Source organism: Azorhizobium oxalatiphilum (assembly GCF_014635325.1).
Classification (GTDB): domain Bacteria; phylum Pseudomonadota; class Alphaproteobacteria; order Rhizobiales; family Xanthobacteraceae; genus Azorhizobium; species Azorhizobium oxalatiphilum.
The window spans coordinates 393,341-409,293 of record NZ_BMCT01000002.1; the positions used below are offsets into that span (position 1 = coordinate 393,341).

At 66.2% G+C, this 15,953-nt stretch carries 16 protein-coding genes; 12 read left to right on the plus strand and 4 right to left on the minus strand.

Translation table 11 applies throughout. The features are described from left to right. The first annotated feature begins 9 nt into the window (after positions 1-9). The 7 genes from IEW24_RS10375 to IEW24_RS10405 all read left to right on the plus strand — a co-directional run bounded on the left by IEW24_RS10375 (position 10) and on the right by IEW24_RS10405 (position 6,993). On the plus strand, positions 10-1,290 hold the full coding sequence (locus IEW24_RS10375; RefSeq protein WP_188578156.1) for a beta-ketoacyl-ACP synthase: 1,281 nt from the start codon (positions 10-12) through the stop codon (positions 1,288-1,290). Continuing rightward, positions 1,287-2,048: an SDR family oxidoreductase gene (locus tag IEW24_RS10380; RefSeq protein ID WP_188578158.1), complete on the plus strand. Its 762-nt coding sequence runs from the start codon at positions 1,287-1,289 to the stop codon at positions 2,046-2,048. The genes IEW24_RS10375 and IEW24_RS10380 overlap by 4 nt, the downstream gene beginning before the upstream one ends. A gap of 15 nt (positions 2,049-2,063) precedes the next feature. Then, positions 2,064-3,086, plus strand: a complete 1,023-nt coding sequence (locus IEW24_RS10385; protein WP_188578160.1) for a zinc-binding dehydrogenase — start codon at positions 2,064-2,066, stop codon at positions 3,084-3,086. An 18-nt stretch (positions 3,087-3,104) separates the two neighbouring features. After that, on the plus strand, positions 3,105-4,028 hold the full coding sequence (locus IEW24_RS10390) for a lipid A biosynthesis lauroyl acyltransferase (protein ID WP_188578162.1): 924 nt from the start codon (positions 3,105-3,107) through the stop codon (positions 4,026-4,028). Positions 4,029-4,301: 273 nt separating this feature from the next. Further along, complete coding sequence (locus tag IEW24_RS10395; RefSeq protein ID WP_188578164.1) at positions 4,302-5,237, plus strand: GGDEF domain-containing response regulator; 936 nt, start codon at positions 4,302-4,304, stop codon at positions 5,235-5,237. A gap of 170 nt (positions 5,238-5,407) precedes the next feature. Beyond that, on the plus strand, positions 5,408-5,890 hold the full coding sequence (purE, locus tag IEW24_RS10400; RefSeq protein ID WP_188578166.1) for a 5-(carboxyamino)imidazole ribonucleotide mutase: 483 nt from the start codon (positions 5,408-5,410) through the stop codon (positions 5,888-5,890). Positions 5,891-5,892: 2 nt separating this feature from the next. Next, positions 5,893-6,993 carry a 5-(carboxyamino)imidazole ribonucleotide synthase gene (locus IEW24_RS10405; protein WP_188578168.1) on the plus strand — a complete coding sequence of 367 codons (1,101 nt, stop codon included), beginning with the start codon at positions 5,893-5,895 and terminating at the stop codon, positions 6,991-6,993. A gap of 115 nt (positions 6,994-7,108) precedes the next feature. Here IEW24_RS10405 and IEW24_RS10410 read toward each other — a convergent pair whose 3' ends face one another. Next, entirely contained in the window at positions 7,109-8,743 is a 1,635-nt protein-coding gene (locus IEW24_RS10410) for a methyl-accepting chemotaxis protein (RefSeq protein WP_188578170.1), read from the minus strand. Positions 8,744-9,048: 305 nt separating this feature from the next. Next, positions 9,049-9,429: a DUF983 domain-containing protein gene (locus tag IEW24_RS10415; RefSeq protein ID WP_188578171.1), complete on the minus strand. Its 381-nt coding sequence runs from the start codon at positions 9,427-9,429 to the stop codon at positions 9,049-9,051. Between the two features lie 355 nt (positions 9,430-9,784). Between IEW24_RS10415 and IEW24_RS10420 the strand changes: the two genes are divergently transcribed. The 5 genes from IEW24_RS10420 to fabI all read left to right on the plus strand — a co-directional run bounded on the left by IEW24_RS10420 (position 9,785) and on the right by fabI (position 14,940). Next, positions 9,785-10,447 carry a hypothetical protein gene (locus tag IEW24_RS10420; protein WP_188578173.1) on the plus strand — a complete coding sequence of 221 codons (663 nt, stop codon included), beginning with the start codon at positions 9,785-9,787 and terminating at the stop codon, positions 10,445-10,447. Between the two features lie 121 nt (positions 10,448-10,568). Beyond that, positions 10,569-11,354 carry a DUF1217 domain-containing protein gene (locus IEW24_RS10425; RefSeq protein WP_188578175.1) on the plus strand — a complete coding sequence of 262 codons (786 nt, stop codon included), beginning with the start codon at positions 10,569-10,571 and terminating at the stop codon, positions 11,352-11,354. A 222-nt stretch (positions 11,355-11,576) separates the two neighbouring features. Further along, on the plus strand, positions 11,577-12,980 hold the full coding sequence (locus tag IEW24_RS10430) for a bifunctional enoyl-CoA hydratase/phosphate acetyltransferase (protein WP_188578177.1): 1,404 nt from the start codon (positions 11,577-11,579) through the stop codon (positions 12,978-12,980). Then, positions 12,977-14,170 carry an acetate/propionate family kinase gene (locus IEW24_RS10435; RefSeq protein WP_188578179.1) on the plus strand — a complete coding sequence of 398 codons (1,194 nt, stop codon included), beginning with the start codon at positions 12,977-12,979 and terminating at the stop codon, positions 14,168-14,170. Before IEW24_RS10430 ends, IEW24_RS10435 begins: the two co-directional genes overlap by 4 nt. Next, complete coding sequence (gene fabI / locus IEW24_RS10440; RefSeq protein ID WP_188578180.1) at positions 14,167-14,940, plus strand: enoyl-ACP reductase FabI; 774 nt, start codon at positions 14,167-14,169, stop codon at positions 14,938-14,940. Before IEW24_RS10435 ends, fabI begins: the two co-directional genes overlap by 4 nt. Before the next feature lie 117 nt (positions 14,941-15,057). Here the strand turns inward: fabI and IEW24_RS10445 are convergent, their stop codons facing one another. Together IEW24_RS10445 and IEW24_RS10450 are read right to left on the minus strand one after the other, a co-directional pair. After that, positions 15,058-15,381, minus strand: coding sequence for a hypothetical protein (locus IEW24_RS10445; protein ID WP_188578182.1), 324 nt, complete (start codon positions 15,379-15,381; stop codon positions 15,058-15,060). A gap of 20 nt (positions 15,382-15,401) precedes the next feature. Continuing rightward, positions 15,402-15,896 carry a hypothetical protein gene (locus tag IEW24_RS10450; RefSeq protein ID WP_188578184.1) on the minus strand — a complete coding sequence of 165 codons (495 nt, stop codon included), beginning with the start codon at positions 15,894-15,896 and terminating at the stop codon, positions 15,402-15,404. Positions 15,897-15,953: the final 57 nt, after the last annotated feature.

Here is a 15,953-nt window from a genome sequence, read left to right on the forward strand (position 1 = left end):
GAGGCGCCTGTGGCGCAGATCCATAACGACAAGTCCGGCCGTCCCATCGTGGTCGTCACCGGCATCGGCATCGTCACTTCGCTCGGCCAGGGCAAGGCCGAGAACTGGAAGAAGCTGACGGCGGGCGAGTCCGGCATCCACCGCATCACCCGCTTCCCCATCGAGGGCATGCGCACCACCATCGCCGGCACGGTGGACTTCCTGTTCGACGAGCGCGTTGCCGCCCCGAACCTGTCGGAGAAGCTCGCCACCCTCGCCATCGAGGAAGCCATTTCGGAAGCCGGCATCGGCGGCAATGGCGATTTCCCCGGCCCGCTGTTCGCAGCCGTGCCGCCGGTGGAGATCGAATGGCCGGAGCGCAAGCAGCTCGCCGAGCAGGTGCCGAACCGTCCCCTCGTCTATCATGACCTGCTGGGCGCCGCCGCCACCGGCAAGTTCCGCCCGTGGCACCAGCGCTTCCTGTTCGGCTCCGTGGCCGATGCGCTGGCCGACCGCTTCGGCACGCGCGGCCAGCCGATCTCGCTGTCCACCGCCTGCGCGTCGGGCGCCACCGCCATCCAGCTCGGCGTGGAAGCCATCCGGCGCGGCGAATGCGACGTGGCGCTGGCCACCGGCACCGACGGCTCGGTGCATCCGGAAGCGCTGATCCGCTTCTCGCTGCTCTCGGCGCTCACCACCGCCAACGACAATCCGGCGGAGGCCTCCAAGCCCTTCGCCAAGAATCGCGACGGCTTCGTCATGGCCGAGGGCGCTGCCGCCCTCGTGCTGGAGAGCTATGAGCACGCCCGTGCGCGCGGCGCCAAGATCCTCGGCGTGCTGGAAGGCGCGGGCGAGATGGCGGACAATTTCCACCGCACCCGCTCCAGCCCCGATGCCAAGCCGATCATCGGCTGCATCAACCGGGCGCTGTCGGATGCCGGCGTCACCGTCGCCGACGTGGACTATATCAACGCCCACGGCACCTCCACGCCGGAGAACGACCGCATGGAGCATGTGGGCTTCGCGGCGGTGTTCGGCGATCATCTGAAGAACGTGCCGATCTCCTCCAACAAGTCGATGATCGGCCATACGCTGACCGCCGCCGGCGCCATCGAGGCCGCCGTGTCGCTGCTGACCATCCAGAACGGCCGCATCCCGCCGACCATCAATTACAACATCCCCGACCCGGCCCTGCCGCTGGACGTGGTGCCCAACGTCGCCCGCGATGCGCAGGTGAACCGAGTGATCTCGTCCTCCTTCGGCTTCGGCGGCCAGAATGTGTGCCTCGTGGTGGCGGGTGAGCCCGCGTGAGTGATGCCGTGAAGCGCGTTCTCGTCACCGGCGGCGGGCGTGGCCTCGGTGCGGCCATCGTCCGCACGCTGGCCCGCGCCGGCTTCGCCGTGACCTTCACCTATCGCAGCGCCGCCGCCGAGGCGGAGACGCTGATCGGCGAGGTGAAAGCCGCGCATCCGGATGCGGACGTGACCGCGCGCGCCGTCGATCTGGCGGACCGTGCCGCCGTCGAGGCGCTGGCGACCGATCTGGAGAATGGCGAGACCTTCTTCGGCTTCTGCCACAATGCCGGGGCGTCCTACGACACGCTCGCCGCCATGGTGGATCAGGACAAGGCCGAGGCGGTGATGCAGGTGAATCACCATGCCTTCGTGCGCCTGTCGCGCGCTCTGGTGCGGCCCATGACGCGGGCGAAGGCCGGCCGGATCGTCGCCATCGGCTCGGTGGCCGCCCTTCAGGCCAATCCCGGCAACGTGGCCTATGCCGCCTCCAAGGCGGCCCTGCTCGCCCATGTGCGCGGGCTGGCGGTGGAGACGGCGCGGCGTGGCGTGACCGTCAATTACATCGCCCCCGGCTTCATCGACACCGCCATGCTGGCCAAGTTCGCGGACTATCGCGAGCGCATGGAAAGCCAGATCCCCGCCGGCCGCTTCGCCCAGCCCGAGGACGTGGCTGAGGTTGCGGGCTTCCTCTTTTCGCCCGGAGCGAGCTATATCACCGGCGCCGTGATCCCGGTGGACGGCGGACTTTCCGCCCAGCTCGCCGCCCATCGCTGACCTGTCAGGACCAAAATGCGCGCCCTTCAACTCGTTTCCGACCGCAACCTCCAGATCGTCGACATGCCCGAGCCCGACGCCCCCGGCGCCGGCGAGGTGCAGGTGCGCGTGAAGGCGCTGGCGCTGAACCACATCGACGTGTGGGGCTGGCGCGGCATGGCCTTCGCCAAGCGCAAGATGCCGCTGGTGGTAGGCGCGGAAGCGGCCGGCGAGATCGTGGCGCTGGGCGCCGACGTGCGCGGCCTGAAAGTCGGCCAGACGGTGGCCATGTATGGCGCGCTGACTTGCGGACATTGCTCCAACTGCCTGAAGGGCCGTGACAATCTCTGCGAGAAGGTGGGCGGCGTGCTCGGCTTCCACGTGGACGGCTTCGCCCGCGACGTGCTGAACATGCCGGAGCGTCTGGTGATCCCGGCCCCCGAGGGCGTGTCCTTCGAGGACGCGGGCTGCGCCGGCATCACCTTCTCCACCGTCGAGCACATGCTGTTCGACAATGCCAAGCTGGAGAAGGGCGAGACCGTGCTGGTGCATGCCGGCGGCTCGGGCATCGGCTCGGCGGCCATCCGCCTCGCCAAGGACGTGGGCGCCACCGTCATCACCACCGTGGGCGATGACGAGAAGCATGCCAAGGCGGTTGCTCTGGGTGCGGACCACGTCATCAACTACAAGACCGACCGTTTCGAGCACGAGGTCCGCAAGATCACCAAGAAGGTGGGCGTGGACGTGGTGTTCGAGCATGTGGGCGTGGATACCTGGCAGGGCTCGCTGCTCTCCATGAAGCCCGGCGGCCGCCTCGTCACCTGCGGCTCCACCTCGGGCGTCTCCACGCAGATGAACCTGATGCAGCTCTTCCAGCGCCAGTACAAGATTTTCGGCTCCTTCGGCGCCACCATCAAGAACGTGGCCGATGGCCTCGAGAAGATGGGCCGCGGCGTGAAGCCGGTCATCGACACCGTGGTGCCGCTGGAGCGCTTCAACGAGGGCCTCGAGCGCCTCGAAAGCCGCAAGGTGTTCGGCAAGATCGTCGTGAAGTTCTGAGCCAGAACACCGACTGATATGGGGACCGCCAAACGGATATGGCGGCGCGTCATGCGCCGCATGCAGCCGGCGTTCGACACGTTCGTCGCCGGTTACGTGCGCGTCTCCATCTGGTGGATGCGGCTGTTTCCGGCCTCGTGGTCGTCCAACATCATCGGCAACCTCGGCCGCTGGTTCGGGCCGTGGTTCCTGGTGAGCAAGGTGGCGCGGTGCAACCTGCGCGCCGCCTTCCCCGAGAAGAGTCCGCGCGAGATCGAGGCGATTGTGGCCGGCTGCTGGGAGAATCTCGCCCGCATGGCCGGCGAGTTCGCCGTTCTGGACCGCATCTGGGATTATGACCCGGCCAATCCCGGCAAGGGCACCATCGAACTGGTGGGCGCCGACATCATGGCCCGGCTGCGTGACGACGGCCGACCGGCCTTGTTCTTCACCGCCCATACCGGCAACTGGGAGCTGAACGCCATCACCGGCGAGAAGCTCGGTGTACGCGGCGGCGTGCTCTATCGCGCGCCGAACAACCAGAAGGCCGCCGAAGTGGTGCTCGCCATGCGCGAGAAGACCATGCCCGGCCTGATCCGCGCCGGCCGCGCCGCCGGCCGGCAGATGGCGCAGATGCTAGAAGACGGACAGCACCTCGGCATGCTGGTGGACCAGCACTGGGGACAGGGCGTGACCGTCCAGTTCTTCGGCCGCCCCGCCGCCACCAACCCGACGCTGGCCCGCCTCGCCCGGCAGTTCGACTGCCCGGTGCACGGCATGCGCGTCATCCGCCTGCCGAAGAATCGATTCCGTATCGAGATCACCGAGGAAGTGCACCTGCCCCGCGATGCCGAGGGCAAGATCGACGTTCAGGACGCCATGCAGACGGTCTCCTCGGTGATCGAGGACTGGGTGCGCGAATATCCGGAACAGTGGCTCTGGCTGCACCGCCGCTGGCGGTGACGCACTCACTCTCCCGGACCCCTCAGCGCCGTCGCGATTCATCCACGGCAATGCTTTCCCGGCTACCGTTGATTGTGCACAGTCCGATGGAACAGCGTCAGGAAACCGCAGTTCCGCATGGTGTAGTACCAGCCTAAAATCCGACAATCGGCAGCTTTTTTCTTTGGTCTGAAGGCTGACAGTCCTGTCATGGGATTGCCATTACAGCCTCGCGCAAGCCCGGCACGGCAAAAGTTGCTCTAACGTCAAGCTCTTGTCGGTAATGAGGGACCAATGCGCATCGTTCTGGTGGATGCCAGCCGCGTCACGCTGAAGCTGATGACCAAAATGCTCACGGACAGCGGGCATGAGGTCGTGTCGTTCAGCGACGGCGCCGAAGCGCTGACCTACATGCACGAAGGCGACGAGTTCGACCTGCTGATCACCAGCTTCGAAGTCCCCAGCGTGCCCGGCATCCAGCTGTGCTGGGAAGGCCGCCTGATCACCAACGGCGGCCGCCCGATCTACGTGATCGCCATGTCGTCCAACAACGATGCCGACCATCTGGCCGAAGCGCTGGACAGCGGCGCCGACGACTTCATCCGCAAGCCGCCCTCCGCCGTGGAGCTGGAAGCGCGCCTGCGCGCCGCCGAGCGCCTCAATCAGGCCCGCCGCGAACTGGTGCGCATGGCGCTGCGCGACGGCCTCACCGATCTCGCCAACCGCCGCGCCTTCTTCGCCCAGGCATCGGACATGGTGCACAACGGCGTCCCGGCCTCGGTGGTGTTGTTCGACCTCGACTACTTCAAGAAGATCAACGACACCCACGGCCACGATGGCGGCGATCAGGCGCTGATCACGGTCGCCCGCGTGCTTGCCCGCTATTCCGGCCGCGCCGCCCGCGTGGGCGGCGAGGAATTCGCCATCCTGCTCCCCGGTGTGAGCGAGGCGGACGCCTATGAGGAAGCCGAGCACCTGCGCTGGACCCTCGCCGATACCGCCGTCGAGCTGAACAACGGCAAGGTGATCAATCTCACCGCCTCGCTGGGCGTCGCCGAGCGCAAGCCGGACGACACCGTGGACGAGTGGATGAAGAGCGCCGACGTCGCCCTCTATGCGGCCAAGAACGGTGGCCGCAACCGCGTGGTGATGTCGGAAGACGTGGACAGCGAGGCGCCCGCCATGGGCATCACCCGCACCGGCGGCGGCCGCGCCAAGGCGCCAATCTGACAGAGCCGGACCGGGTCGGAGTTTCGATCCGGTCCGTGGCTCCGCCTCCAGAAATTCGATAGCGAACGTCTTGCGGCTTTGGACAGGCTGGACGGGTTCGGGGCGCTTTCCCCTTGCCCCGGCACGGCTGATCCGATAAAGCCGCGCTTTCCTTTTGCGGGGATGATCCGATGGGACAACGGCCGGTGGCCGTCATCATGGGCAGCCAGTCCGACTGGGACACCATGCGCCATGCCGTGGAAACGCTTGAAACGCTCGGCGTCGGCTGCGACGTGCGCATCGTCTCCGCGCACCGTACGCCCGATCGCATGTATGCGTTCGCGAAAGCGGCGAAAGGCGAAGGCATCAAGGTGATCATTGCCGGCGCCGGCGGTGCCGCGCACCTGCCCGGCATGGTGGCCGCGCTCACGCCCCTGCCCGTTTTCGGCGTGCCCGTCGAATCGAAGGCGCTCCAGGGCGTGGACAGCCTGCATTCCATCGTCCAGATGCCGGCCGGCATTCCGGTGGGCACGCTGGCCATCGGCAAGGCCGGCGCCACCAATGCGGCGCTGCTGGCCGCCGCCGTGCTGGCCCTCGGCGACGACGACCTTGCAGACCGCCTCGATGCCTGGCGCGCCGCCCGCACCGATGCCGTCGCGGAGCGCCCTTCCTGATCATGCTGAAACCCGGTTCGACGATCGGCATCCTCGGCGGCGGACAGCTCGGCCGGATGATTGCCCTGGCCGCTGCCCCGCTCGGGCTGCGCACCCACATCTTCTGCCCCTATGAAGACAGCCCGGCCTTCCAGGTCAGCGACGCCTTCACCTGCGCCGCCTATGACGACATGGACGCGCTGGACCGCTTCGCCGCCAGCGTGGATGTGGTGACATACGAATTCGAGAACGTGCCTCTGGCCACCGCCGAGCGCCTCGCCCGGCACGTGCCCGTGCGGCCCGGCGCCAAGGCGCTCGCCATCACGCAGGACCGCCTCGCCGAGAAGACCTTTGTCCGCGATCTCGGTATCGGCACCGCGCCGTTCGCCGCCGTGGACGATTTGCCCGGCCTTGAGGCTGCGGTGACGCAGATCGGCCTGCCGGCGGTGCTGAAGACCCGGCGTTTCGGCTATGACGGCAAGGGACAGATAACCATCCGCCCCGGCGACGACCTCGCCGCCGCGTGGGAGACCATCGGCCGCCAGAGCGCCATTCTGGAGGGCTTCATCGCCTTCGAGCGGGAAGTCTCGATCGTCGCCGCCCGGCGCGAGGACGATGCCTTCGCGGCCTTTGATGTGACCGAGAACGTCCACCGCAACCACATCCTGCACCGCTCCAGCGTGCCCGCCACGCTGGCGCCGGAGGCCGCCCGCACTGCGCGCAGCATTGCCTGCCGCATCGCCTCGGCGCTGGATTATGTGGGCGTGTTCGCGGTGGAGCTGTTCGTCACCAAGGACGCGAACGGCGAGACCGTGATCGTCAACGAGATCGCCCCGCGCGTGCACAATTCCGGCCACTGGACGCAGGACGGTGCCGTGACCTCGCAGTTCGAACAGCATGTGCGCGCGGTGGCCGGCTGGCCGCTGGGCGATGCGGCGCGCCTCGGCCGGGCCGAGATGATCAACCTGATCGGCGATGACGTGGACCAGTGGCTGCCGCTGCTGGCCGAGCCCGGCGCCCATCTGCATCTCTACGGCAAGGGCGAAGCCCGCCCAGGCCGCAAGATGGGCCATGTGAACCGGCTGTGGCTGGACGAGAGCAAGGACGGCGGCAACTGCGGCTGAACACCCTGCTGCCCATCCTCCCCTGACATAAAAACACCCGCCGGCCCTTCGGGCACGGCGGGTGTTTTCGTTTCCGAGGGGCGCCACTCTCACGAGGGGCGCCCTTTTCGTTGCCTCAGGCGGCGCGCACCGTGGCGAGGAAGCGCTCGACTTCCTGCTTGAGGTGCAGGCCTTCCTGGCCAAGCGCACGGGCGGACTGGAGCACCTCGGAGGAGGACTCGCCGGTTTCGGCCGCACCGCGCGTCACTTCGGCGATGTTGCTGGAAACCTGCGCCGTGCCCATGGCCGCCTGCTGGATGTTGCGGCTGATCTCGGTGGTGGCCGCGCCCTGCTGCTCCACCGCCGCCGCGATCGCCTGCGCGATGCCGGAGATGCGGTTGATGGTGTCGCTGATCTCCTTCATGGCCGCGACGCAATCGCCCGTGGCCTGCTGGATCTGGCCGATCTGGCCGCCGATTTCCTCGGTGGCCTTGGCGGTCTGGTTGGCCAGTTCCTTCACTTCGGAGGCCACGACCGCGAAGCCCTTGCCTGCATCACCCGCACGCGCCGCCTCGATGGTGGCGTTCAGCGCCAGCAGATTGGTCTGCGAGGCGATGGCGGTGATCAGCGCCACCACGTCGCCGATGCGGCCGGCGGCCTGCGACAGCTCCGTGATGCGGCTGTCGGTGCGCTGGGCCTGCGAAACCGCCTCAGCGGCAATCTCGCTGGACGACTGCACCTGCCGGGCGATCTCGTGCACCGAGCTGGACAGTTCCTCGGCGGCGACGGCCACCGACTTCACATTGTTGGACGCATTGTCGGACGCCGAAGCCACTTCGTCGGAGAGCGAACGGGTAGTAGCCGCGGTGTTGGACAGCGAAGCCGCCGCGCCCTCCAGCCGGCCGGTGGCCGAGGAGACGGTGGTGACGATGCCGCCGACGGCGGTCTCGAACAGGGAGGCCAGCTCGGCCAGCTCCGCCTTGCGGCTCTGCTGGGCAGCCAGCTCCATCTCCTTCTGGCGACGCTCCATCTCGGCGGCGGCGACGGCCTTCTGCTTGAAGACGCTGAGCGCCTGCGCCATGGCGCCGACCTCGTCCTTGCGGTCCTCGCCCTCGACCTTCACCGACAGGTCGCCATCGGCCACCCTGTGCATGAGGTCGCCAAGGCGGCTGATGGGCCGGGCGATGGTGAACTGGCCGATGAGGAAGCCGAGGACGATGGCGAGCAGCGTGCTGCCGCCGATCAGCACATAGCTGGTGATACGAGCCGAGTCGGTGTCGGAGGTGAGCGCGTCGGAGGCGGCCAGAATGGTCTTGCCGGCCTTGTCGATCACCGGCGTGGAGCTGCGGCGGGCGGCGGCGATCTGAGGCACCGCGCTCTGCGCCAGCTTGCGCGCTTCCTCGATCTTGCCGGCCTTGGCCAGTTCGATGCCCTTCACCACGTCGGCGAACGGCTGGTCGAAGCTGCGGGCATAGCGGCTGTAGAAGTCCGCATTCTCGGGATCGAGCTTCACGGTGCTCGCGAGGATGTCGTCCACTTCCTTCTTGTAGGCATTCACCGTCTTGAGAAGGGCGTCGAAGTCCGGCTTCTCATAGGCAATGGCCTGAAGAATACCGGCCTCGAAATTGTTGGTGCGGATATTGGCGCGAACCAGAGCCAGCAACGCAGGCTGCTGATTTTCCGTCAGATAGGCATAGCGCGTGATAATTTCCGACGTGCGCGAATTGAGATAGGCCACCGCAGCGAGCGTAATGGCACCTACAACCGCCAATATAAGAGTAATCTTATATGCGATTTTGACGTTACTTATTTTCACGACCGAACCCCATGTGCAAACCACATGCCGGGGACGATATATCCTGCGACAAAAAATACCAAGACGAACTTTGGCAAATTTACAAATAACTCAAATTGACGTTACGGAAATTAAAGCACTAAACAATAGAAAAATCGATTACTTCAGACAATATACGCGCGATTTTTCTTATTTCATATTTAGCTTGTCTCAAGCTTGCACCGCAGCAAAGGCGCATATGATGACGTAATTCTCTGCGCGCACAGCCAGAGGGAGAGGACTCACCCTCCCTTTTCCACCAGACGCCCCTCCTCTGCCTTGTAGAAATACTGGCTGGCCACCAGCCATCCCTTGATCGGGCGCAGAGGAGGTATGCAGGTGATCAGCAGCAGCGGAAGCGTTGTCACCAGATGCACCCAGTAGGGCGCCTGATACGCCAGCTCCAGCCAGATCCCGAAGATCACCGAAGGCAGGCAGCCGAAGGTGATGACGAAGAATGCCGGACCATCGGCCGGATCTGCGAAACTGTAGTCGAGCCCGCACACGGTGCAGCTTGGTGCCAGGGTCAGGAAGCCGCGAAACAGGCGCCCTTCTCCGCAACGGGGGCAGCACCCGCGTATTCCGGTCTGGAGGGGAGACAGGGGCGGATAGCTGATGGCCATGACATACCTCACATGCAGTCAAATTGAATGCAGTCAATTTGCGTTTCGAATGCATACACTAAGGCATCAATCCGTTTTCGTGAAGGCGCAGTGACCAGAAGGCGCGATATCACGAAAATGTGATCGGAAGCCCAAGGCCTCCCGAACCGCGCAAAAAGACAACTTTTACATGATATTGCAGTGTATTAGACGTGAGCTGTGCAGTTTACGGAGCCCTGCCCGGCCGTTCGCACCGCTACGGCATGCGGCAACTCGCCGGTTAGAATGTGTCTCAAGGATCTTGCCCTGAAGGGCCGCTCAATCCTCAAGGCCGTGCGTGGGGCATCGGCACCGGATCGGGCGCGGAGACAGCGACATGTCCGTAACTCCCGTTACGCCCGTCGAAAGCACGAGCCAGCATGCGGTCGCAGCGCGGCAGAGCCGCGAAGCCGCCGAAGCCATGGCCGCTGCCGTGATGGCCGGCGATATGGCAGCCGCCCAGCGCTATCTCGTGATGATGCAGCTGCACGACATGAACCTGCCCGCAGCGCAGCGCAGCACCGCCAGCACGGAGGGTGTCGGCTCGGATCGCCACAGCGGTCTCGGCGCGCTGATCACGGCGGTGCAGTCCGGCAACATGGCACGCGCCCTCACCGCCATCGGCCGTGGCCGCGAGGGCAGCGATGAAGCCGCCGCCACCTCCCTCGCCACCCGCGCCGAGGAAATCGGCATCGCCGCGCCGAAGGTGATCGACAGCTCCAACGCGGGCGCGGTCCTCATCGACCTGTCCGCCCGCATCAATGCCGAGCTTTCCGGCGCGCGCAATCCGGTGCAGGTGGAAGCCGACAGGCGCAACACGTATGGCGTGGACGCGCCGCGCACCCAGGACACCACGGACAGGACCGGGGAAACCACGCTGCCCAACCGGCAGCACGTGCCGGGGCCGGGCGAGGAAGAGAACGGCAACACGCGCTTTTCGGAAGGCCGCGTTTCGCGAACACAGGTTCTGGAAAGCTACAGCCAGTATCTTGCCTTCTAACCGCGTTTCGGTCGCCACGGTGGTGGGACTGTGCTGACCCCAATGCGGCGGTGCCGGCGTAAGCCGTGCGCCGCCGTTTTGTTATGGGACGCGGCCAGACAACCCACACGTCAGGTGCGCCATGACCATAGATCTCGGCTCCACGTTCGCCACCTATAATTATCTCTCCAAGAATTTGACCACTTCTCTCGCGCAGGAAGCCGCCGATCCTGCCAACGCCCGTGCAACGGCGTATTTTGAAGAGAATATCGGCAAAATCACTTCCATCGATGACTTCGTGAACAACTATCAGTTGTTCAACTATGCCATGAGCGCCTTCGGCCTCGAGGACATGGCCTATGCCAAAGCCTATATGAAGAAGGTTTTGGAGAGCGACCTCACCGACACCAGCAGCTTCGCCAACAAGCTGAGCGACTCGCGCTTCGAGGCCTTCGCCACGGCCTTCGGCGGCCTGAAGGATGGCACCGCCGTCGACAGCACCACCATCACCACGACCGTCAATAACTACCTCCAGCAATCCATGGAGGACAATGCGGGCGAATCGGACCCCGGCGTGCAGCTCGCGCTCTATTTCGAGCGCAACGCGTCCGGCATCAAATCGGCCTATGACATCCTCGCCGACGAGGCCCTCACCGAAGTGGTGAAGACCTTCCTCGGCCTGCCCGACGAGATGGCCAATGCCGACATCGACGCGCAGGCCAAGGCCATCACCGAGCGCATCGACATCGCGGATCTTCAGGATCCCGACTATGTCAGCAAGGTACTGAAACAGTTCACCGTGCTCTACGACATCGAGAACAACTCATCGACCGATCCGGTGCTGATGCTGTTCGACAGCTCCAGCTCCGGCGAGATCAGCGACGACACGCTGGCGAGCCTGATGTCCCTCAAGTACGGCGGCGCCTGACGCGCGCCCCGTTTCCGCTTTTGAGAGGCCGCCCCCGGGCGGCCTCTTTTCGTTTGCGCAGCCTTGAAACCCGCACAAGCTACCGCCCGGCGGTAAGGCAATCCATTTGCCCGCGGAAATCGATTTTGCCCTAACGCAAGGCGAGCCCTTTCGCTTGCCTTCACAGCTGTGCAGCGCGCCAAATGGCATGTCGCCATGCAGCACCTGTCCATGTGAGGGGCCATGACCAGCAACGTTTTGCAGAACAAAACCTTCGAGGAACTGGCTCTCGGCGATGCAGCGTCCGTGACGCGCACGGTGGGTGATGACGACATCAAGCTGTTCGCCGCCGTCTCCGGCGATGTGAACCCGGCCCATCTCGATCCCGCCTACGCCGCCACCGACATCTTCGGCCATGTGATCGTCCACGGCATGTGGACCGGCGCCCTCATCTCCAGCGTGCTGGGCACGGAACTGCCCGGCCCCGGCACCATCTATCTGGAACAGAGCCTGCGCTTCCGCCGGCCCGTCTCGCCGGGCGACACCATCACCGCCACCGTCACCGTGCGGGAGAAGCGCGAGGACAAGAAGATCGTCATCCTCGAAACGCTCTGCATCAACCAGAGCGGCGTCGAGGTGCTGGCCGGCAGCGCCACCGTCATCGCCCCCACCGAAAAACTGCGCCTGCCGCGCATGGCGGTGCCGGAAGTCTCCGTGCGCCCGCAGGGCCGCTACGAGCGCTATATCGCCGAGGCCCGCGCTTTGCCCGCCACGGTCGTGGGCGTGGTGCATCCGTGCAGCGCCGAGGCCATTCAGGCTGCCATCGAGGCCCGTGACGAGGGCATGATCGAGCCGATCCTCATCGGCCCGGAGCGCAGGATCCAGGAGGCGGCCGAGAAGGCCGGCGTCTCGCTCGCCGGCCTCAGGATCGAGGATGTGGAGCACAGCCATGCCGCCGCCGCGCTGGGCGTGGAGCTGGCCACCTCCGGCAAGATCGAGGCCCTGATGAAGGGCAGCCTGCACACGGACGAACTGCTGGGCGCAGTGGTGGCCAAGGGCTCGGGCCTGCGCACCGATCGCCGCATCAGCCATGTCTATGCGCTGGACGTGCCCAATTATCCGAAATCGCTGATGGTGACGGACGCGGCCATCAACATCGCCCCCACCCTCGCCCAGAAGCGCGACATCTGCCAGAACGCCATCGACCTGCTGCACCGGCTGGGTACCCCCGAGCCGCTGGTGGCGGTGCTGGCGGCCGTGGAGACGGTGAATGCGGACATGCCCGCCACGCTGGATGCGGCGGCGCTCAGCATGATGGCCAGGCGCGGCCAGATCACCGGCGCCAAGGTCGACGGCCCGCTGGCCTTCGACAACGCCATCAGTTTTGCCGCCGCGCGCATCAAGGAGATCGTCTCGCCCGTCGCCGGGCAGGCGGACATATTGCTGGTGCCGAACCTCGAAGCCGGCAATCTGCTCGCCAAGCAGATGATCTATCTGGCGGGGGCGGACGCCGCCGGGCTCGTGCTCGGTGCACGGGTGCCGATCATCCTCACCAGCCGGGCGGACTCGCTGAAGGTGCGGCTCGCCTCGGTGGCGCTGGCCAAGCTCTCCATCGCCGGCGGGCAGAAAATGGCGGTGCCCGCATGAGCCGGCACATCCTGCTCACCTTCAATCCGGGCTCCTCCACGATCAAGCTCGGCCTGTTCGATGCCACCCCCGAGGCGGTCAAACGCATCGGCAAGGGCGTCATCGACCTGCGGCACAAGCCGCTGGTGCTGAACATCGTGGAGGGCCGCAGCACCGCCGAGATCCCGCTGAAAGCCCACGTCACCGAAGACCTGCACGAGGTCATCGAGGAGACGCTGGACTGGCTCGCCCACCATTTCGAGGTGAGCGAGCTGACCGCCGTGGGCCACCGGGTGGTGCACGGCGGGGATACCTTCTCCGGTCCCGTGCGCATCACCCCCGAGGTGGAAAAGGCCATTGCCGGCTTCGTGCCGCTGGCGCCCCTGCACCAGCCCCACAGCGTGCGGCTGATCAACGCCATCGCCCGGCTGCGGCCCAGCCTGCCGCAGGTGGCCTCGTTCGACACCGCCTTCCATCGCACGCAGCCTGACCTCGTGCGCCGCTTCGCGCTGCCGCGCCATCTGTTCGATGCCGGCATCAAACGCTACGGCTTCCACGGCCTGTCCTACAAATACATCGCCTCCGCGCTTGGCCGCGTGGCGCCCGACGTGGCGGGCGGCAGGATCGTGGCGGCGCATCTGGGCTCCGGCGCCAGCCTCTGCGCGCTGAAGGACGGGCAGAGCGCCGACACCAGCATGGGCTTCTCCACCATCGATGGCATCCCCATGGCCACCCGCTGCGGCGCGCTGGACCCCGGCGTGCTGCTGCACCTTCAGACGCAGGCCGGCATGCCGCTCTCGGCGGTGGAGGACCTGGTCTACCACCGCTCCGGCCTGCTCGGCCTCTCCGGCATCAGCGCCGACAGCCGCGACCTGCTGGCGAGCGAGGCGCCGGAAGCGCGCGAGGCTATCGCCATCTTCGCCTTCCGCATCGCGCGGGAAATGGCGGCGCTGGCCACCTCCATCGGCGGGCTCGATGCCCTCGTCTTCACCGCCGGCATCGGCGAGCACCAGCCGCGCGTGCGCGCCGAGGCGTGCGCGCATCTGCACTGGCTGGGGGTCAAGCTGGACGATGCCGCCAATGGCGCGAACGCCGCGCGCATCAGCGCCCCGGACAGTCGCGTGGGGGTGTTCGTCATCCCCACGGATGAAGAACAGGTCATTGCCGACGAAGCCTTTGGTGTCCTTCATATGGGAGACGTGTACGCATGAGCGCCGTTGTTGATCTTGCAGGCAAGCGTGGACTCATCATCGGCATCGCCAATGAAAGCTCCATCGCCTATGGCAGCGCGCAGGTGATGCGCGATGCCGGCGCGGAGCTGGCCATCACCTATCTGAATGCCAAGGCCGAGCCCCATGTGCGCCCGCTGGCGGAAGGCCTCGGCGCCCCGCTCATCCTGCCCTGCGACGTGCGCGAGCCGGGCCAGCTGGAAGCCGTGTTCGCGGCAATCGGCGAGACGTGGGGCAAGCTGGATTTCGTCCTGCACTCCATCGCGTTTGCCCCGCGCGAGGATCTGCACGGCCATCTGGTGGACTGCTCGGCCGAAGGCTTCGCGCAGGCCATGGACGTGTCCTGCCATTCCTTCATCCGCGTGGCGAAACTGGCCGCCCCGCTCATGACCGAGGGCGGCAGCCTCCAGACGGTGAGCTTCTACGGCGCCGACCGTGTGGTGGAGCATTACAATCTCATGGGGCCGGTCAAGGCCGCGCTGGAAGCGGTGGTGCGCACGCTGGCCGTGGATCTCGCCCCGCAGGGCATCCGCGTGCATGCGCTCTCCGCCGGTCCGGTGAAGACGCGGGCCGCTTCGGGCATCGACCGTTTCGACGAACTGCTCAACAAGGTGCAGGAGCGTACACCGGCGCATCACCTGCTCACTGTTGAGCAGGTGGGCCGGGTGGCGGCCGTGCTGGCCAGCGAGGCGGGCGCCCCGCTCACCGGCTCCGTGACCTATGCGGACCACGGGTTCCACATCACGGCGTGAGACGTTGGCGGCCATCCATGCAGCAGAACACCCTCATCCCCGGATCAAGTCCGGGGATGAGGGTCTATTGGAATGATACGCCGCTCAACAATAGACATCGTTCGGCAACAGCCTCGCCTACTCGATCTTCCGCTCATAGGGGGCCAGCGCGCGCATGACGGCGCGGTTGGTGGCGTAGGACAGGCGCAGCCGGGCGAGCTGGGCATCGGTGCCGGTGCACAGCTTCTTCAGCTGGGTATTGATTTCCTTGGCGCGCTCGGGGTCGGTGGGTTCCTCGCCGCGAAAATGATCGCAGCCGTCCCGTCGCTTGATGAAGGCCCGCACATCGGCCGGCAGCGCGGCCAGTTCCGCCCCCGTCAGTCCCTGCGCCGGAGCGGACGTTGGCAGTGCCGAACCGATAAAGGCCGCACACAGCGCTGCGGCAATCCAGAACCGTCCCATCCCGTCCGCCCCCTGCCCGATCAAAAATCCGCCTGCAGCGCCAGCGTCTTCGCCACGCCCTCATAATGGCGGGCAGAGGCGGCGTTGTTCTGCACCTTGTAGCTCGCGCTCACCGCCAGCGCGGCCTTGGCGGCGGTGGTGAAGCCATTGATGCGGTCATTGGGCTCCACCTCGCCCTGCCCGATGTCGCCATCCTTGAACTGCCCGACCACAAAGCCGCCGTCCAGGTCGATGGCGCCGATCTTCGGCACGCCGGCCTGCATGTCGCCATAGAAAGCGGGGCCGGGCGTGTTGCCGTCACGCCGCCGCAGCATGCCGAGGCCGGTGGCGAGGCCATCCTTGCAGGTGCCGGTCCAGAAGGTCGGCCCGGCGGTCAGCGACTTCGGCGCAGTGAAGCGGCAGCCGGACGACGGATCCTGCGACCAGCTCGCGCCGGCAGGCGCCGGTTGGGCCACGGCAGGCAGAACCAGAACAGGCGCAGCCAGCAGCACGGCCAGCAAGGCGGCAGAACGCATTCCTTACCTCCACCTCGGCGCCCCCACCGGGGCCGGGAGGCGGACCATGGCACGCGG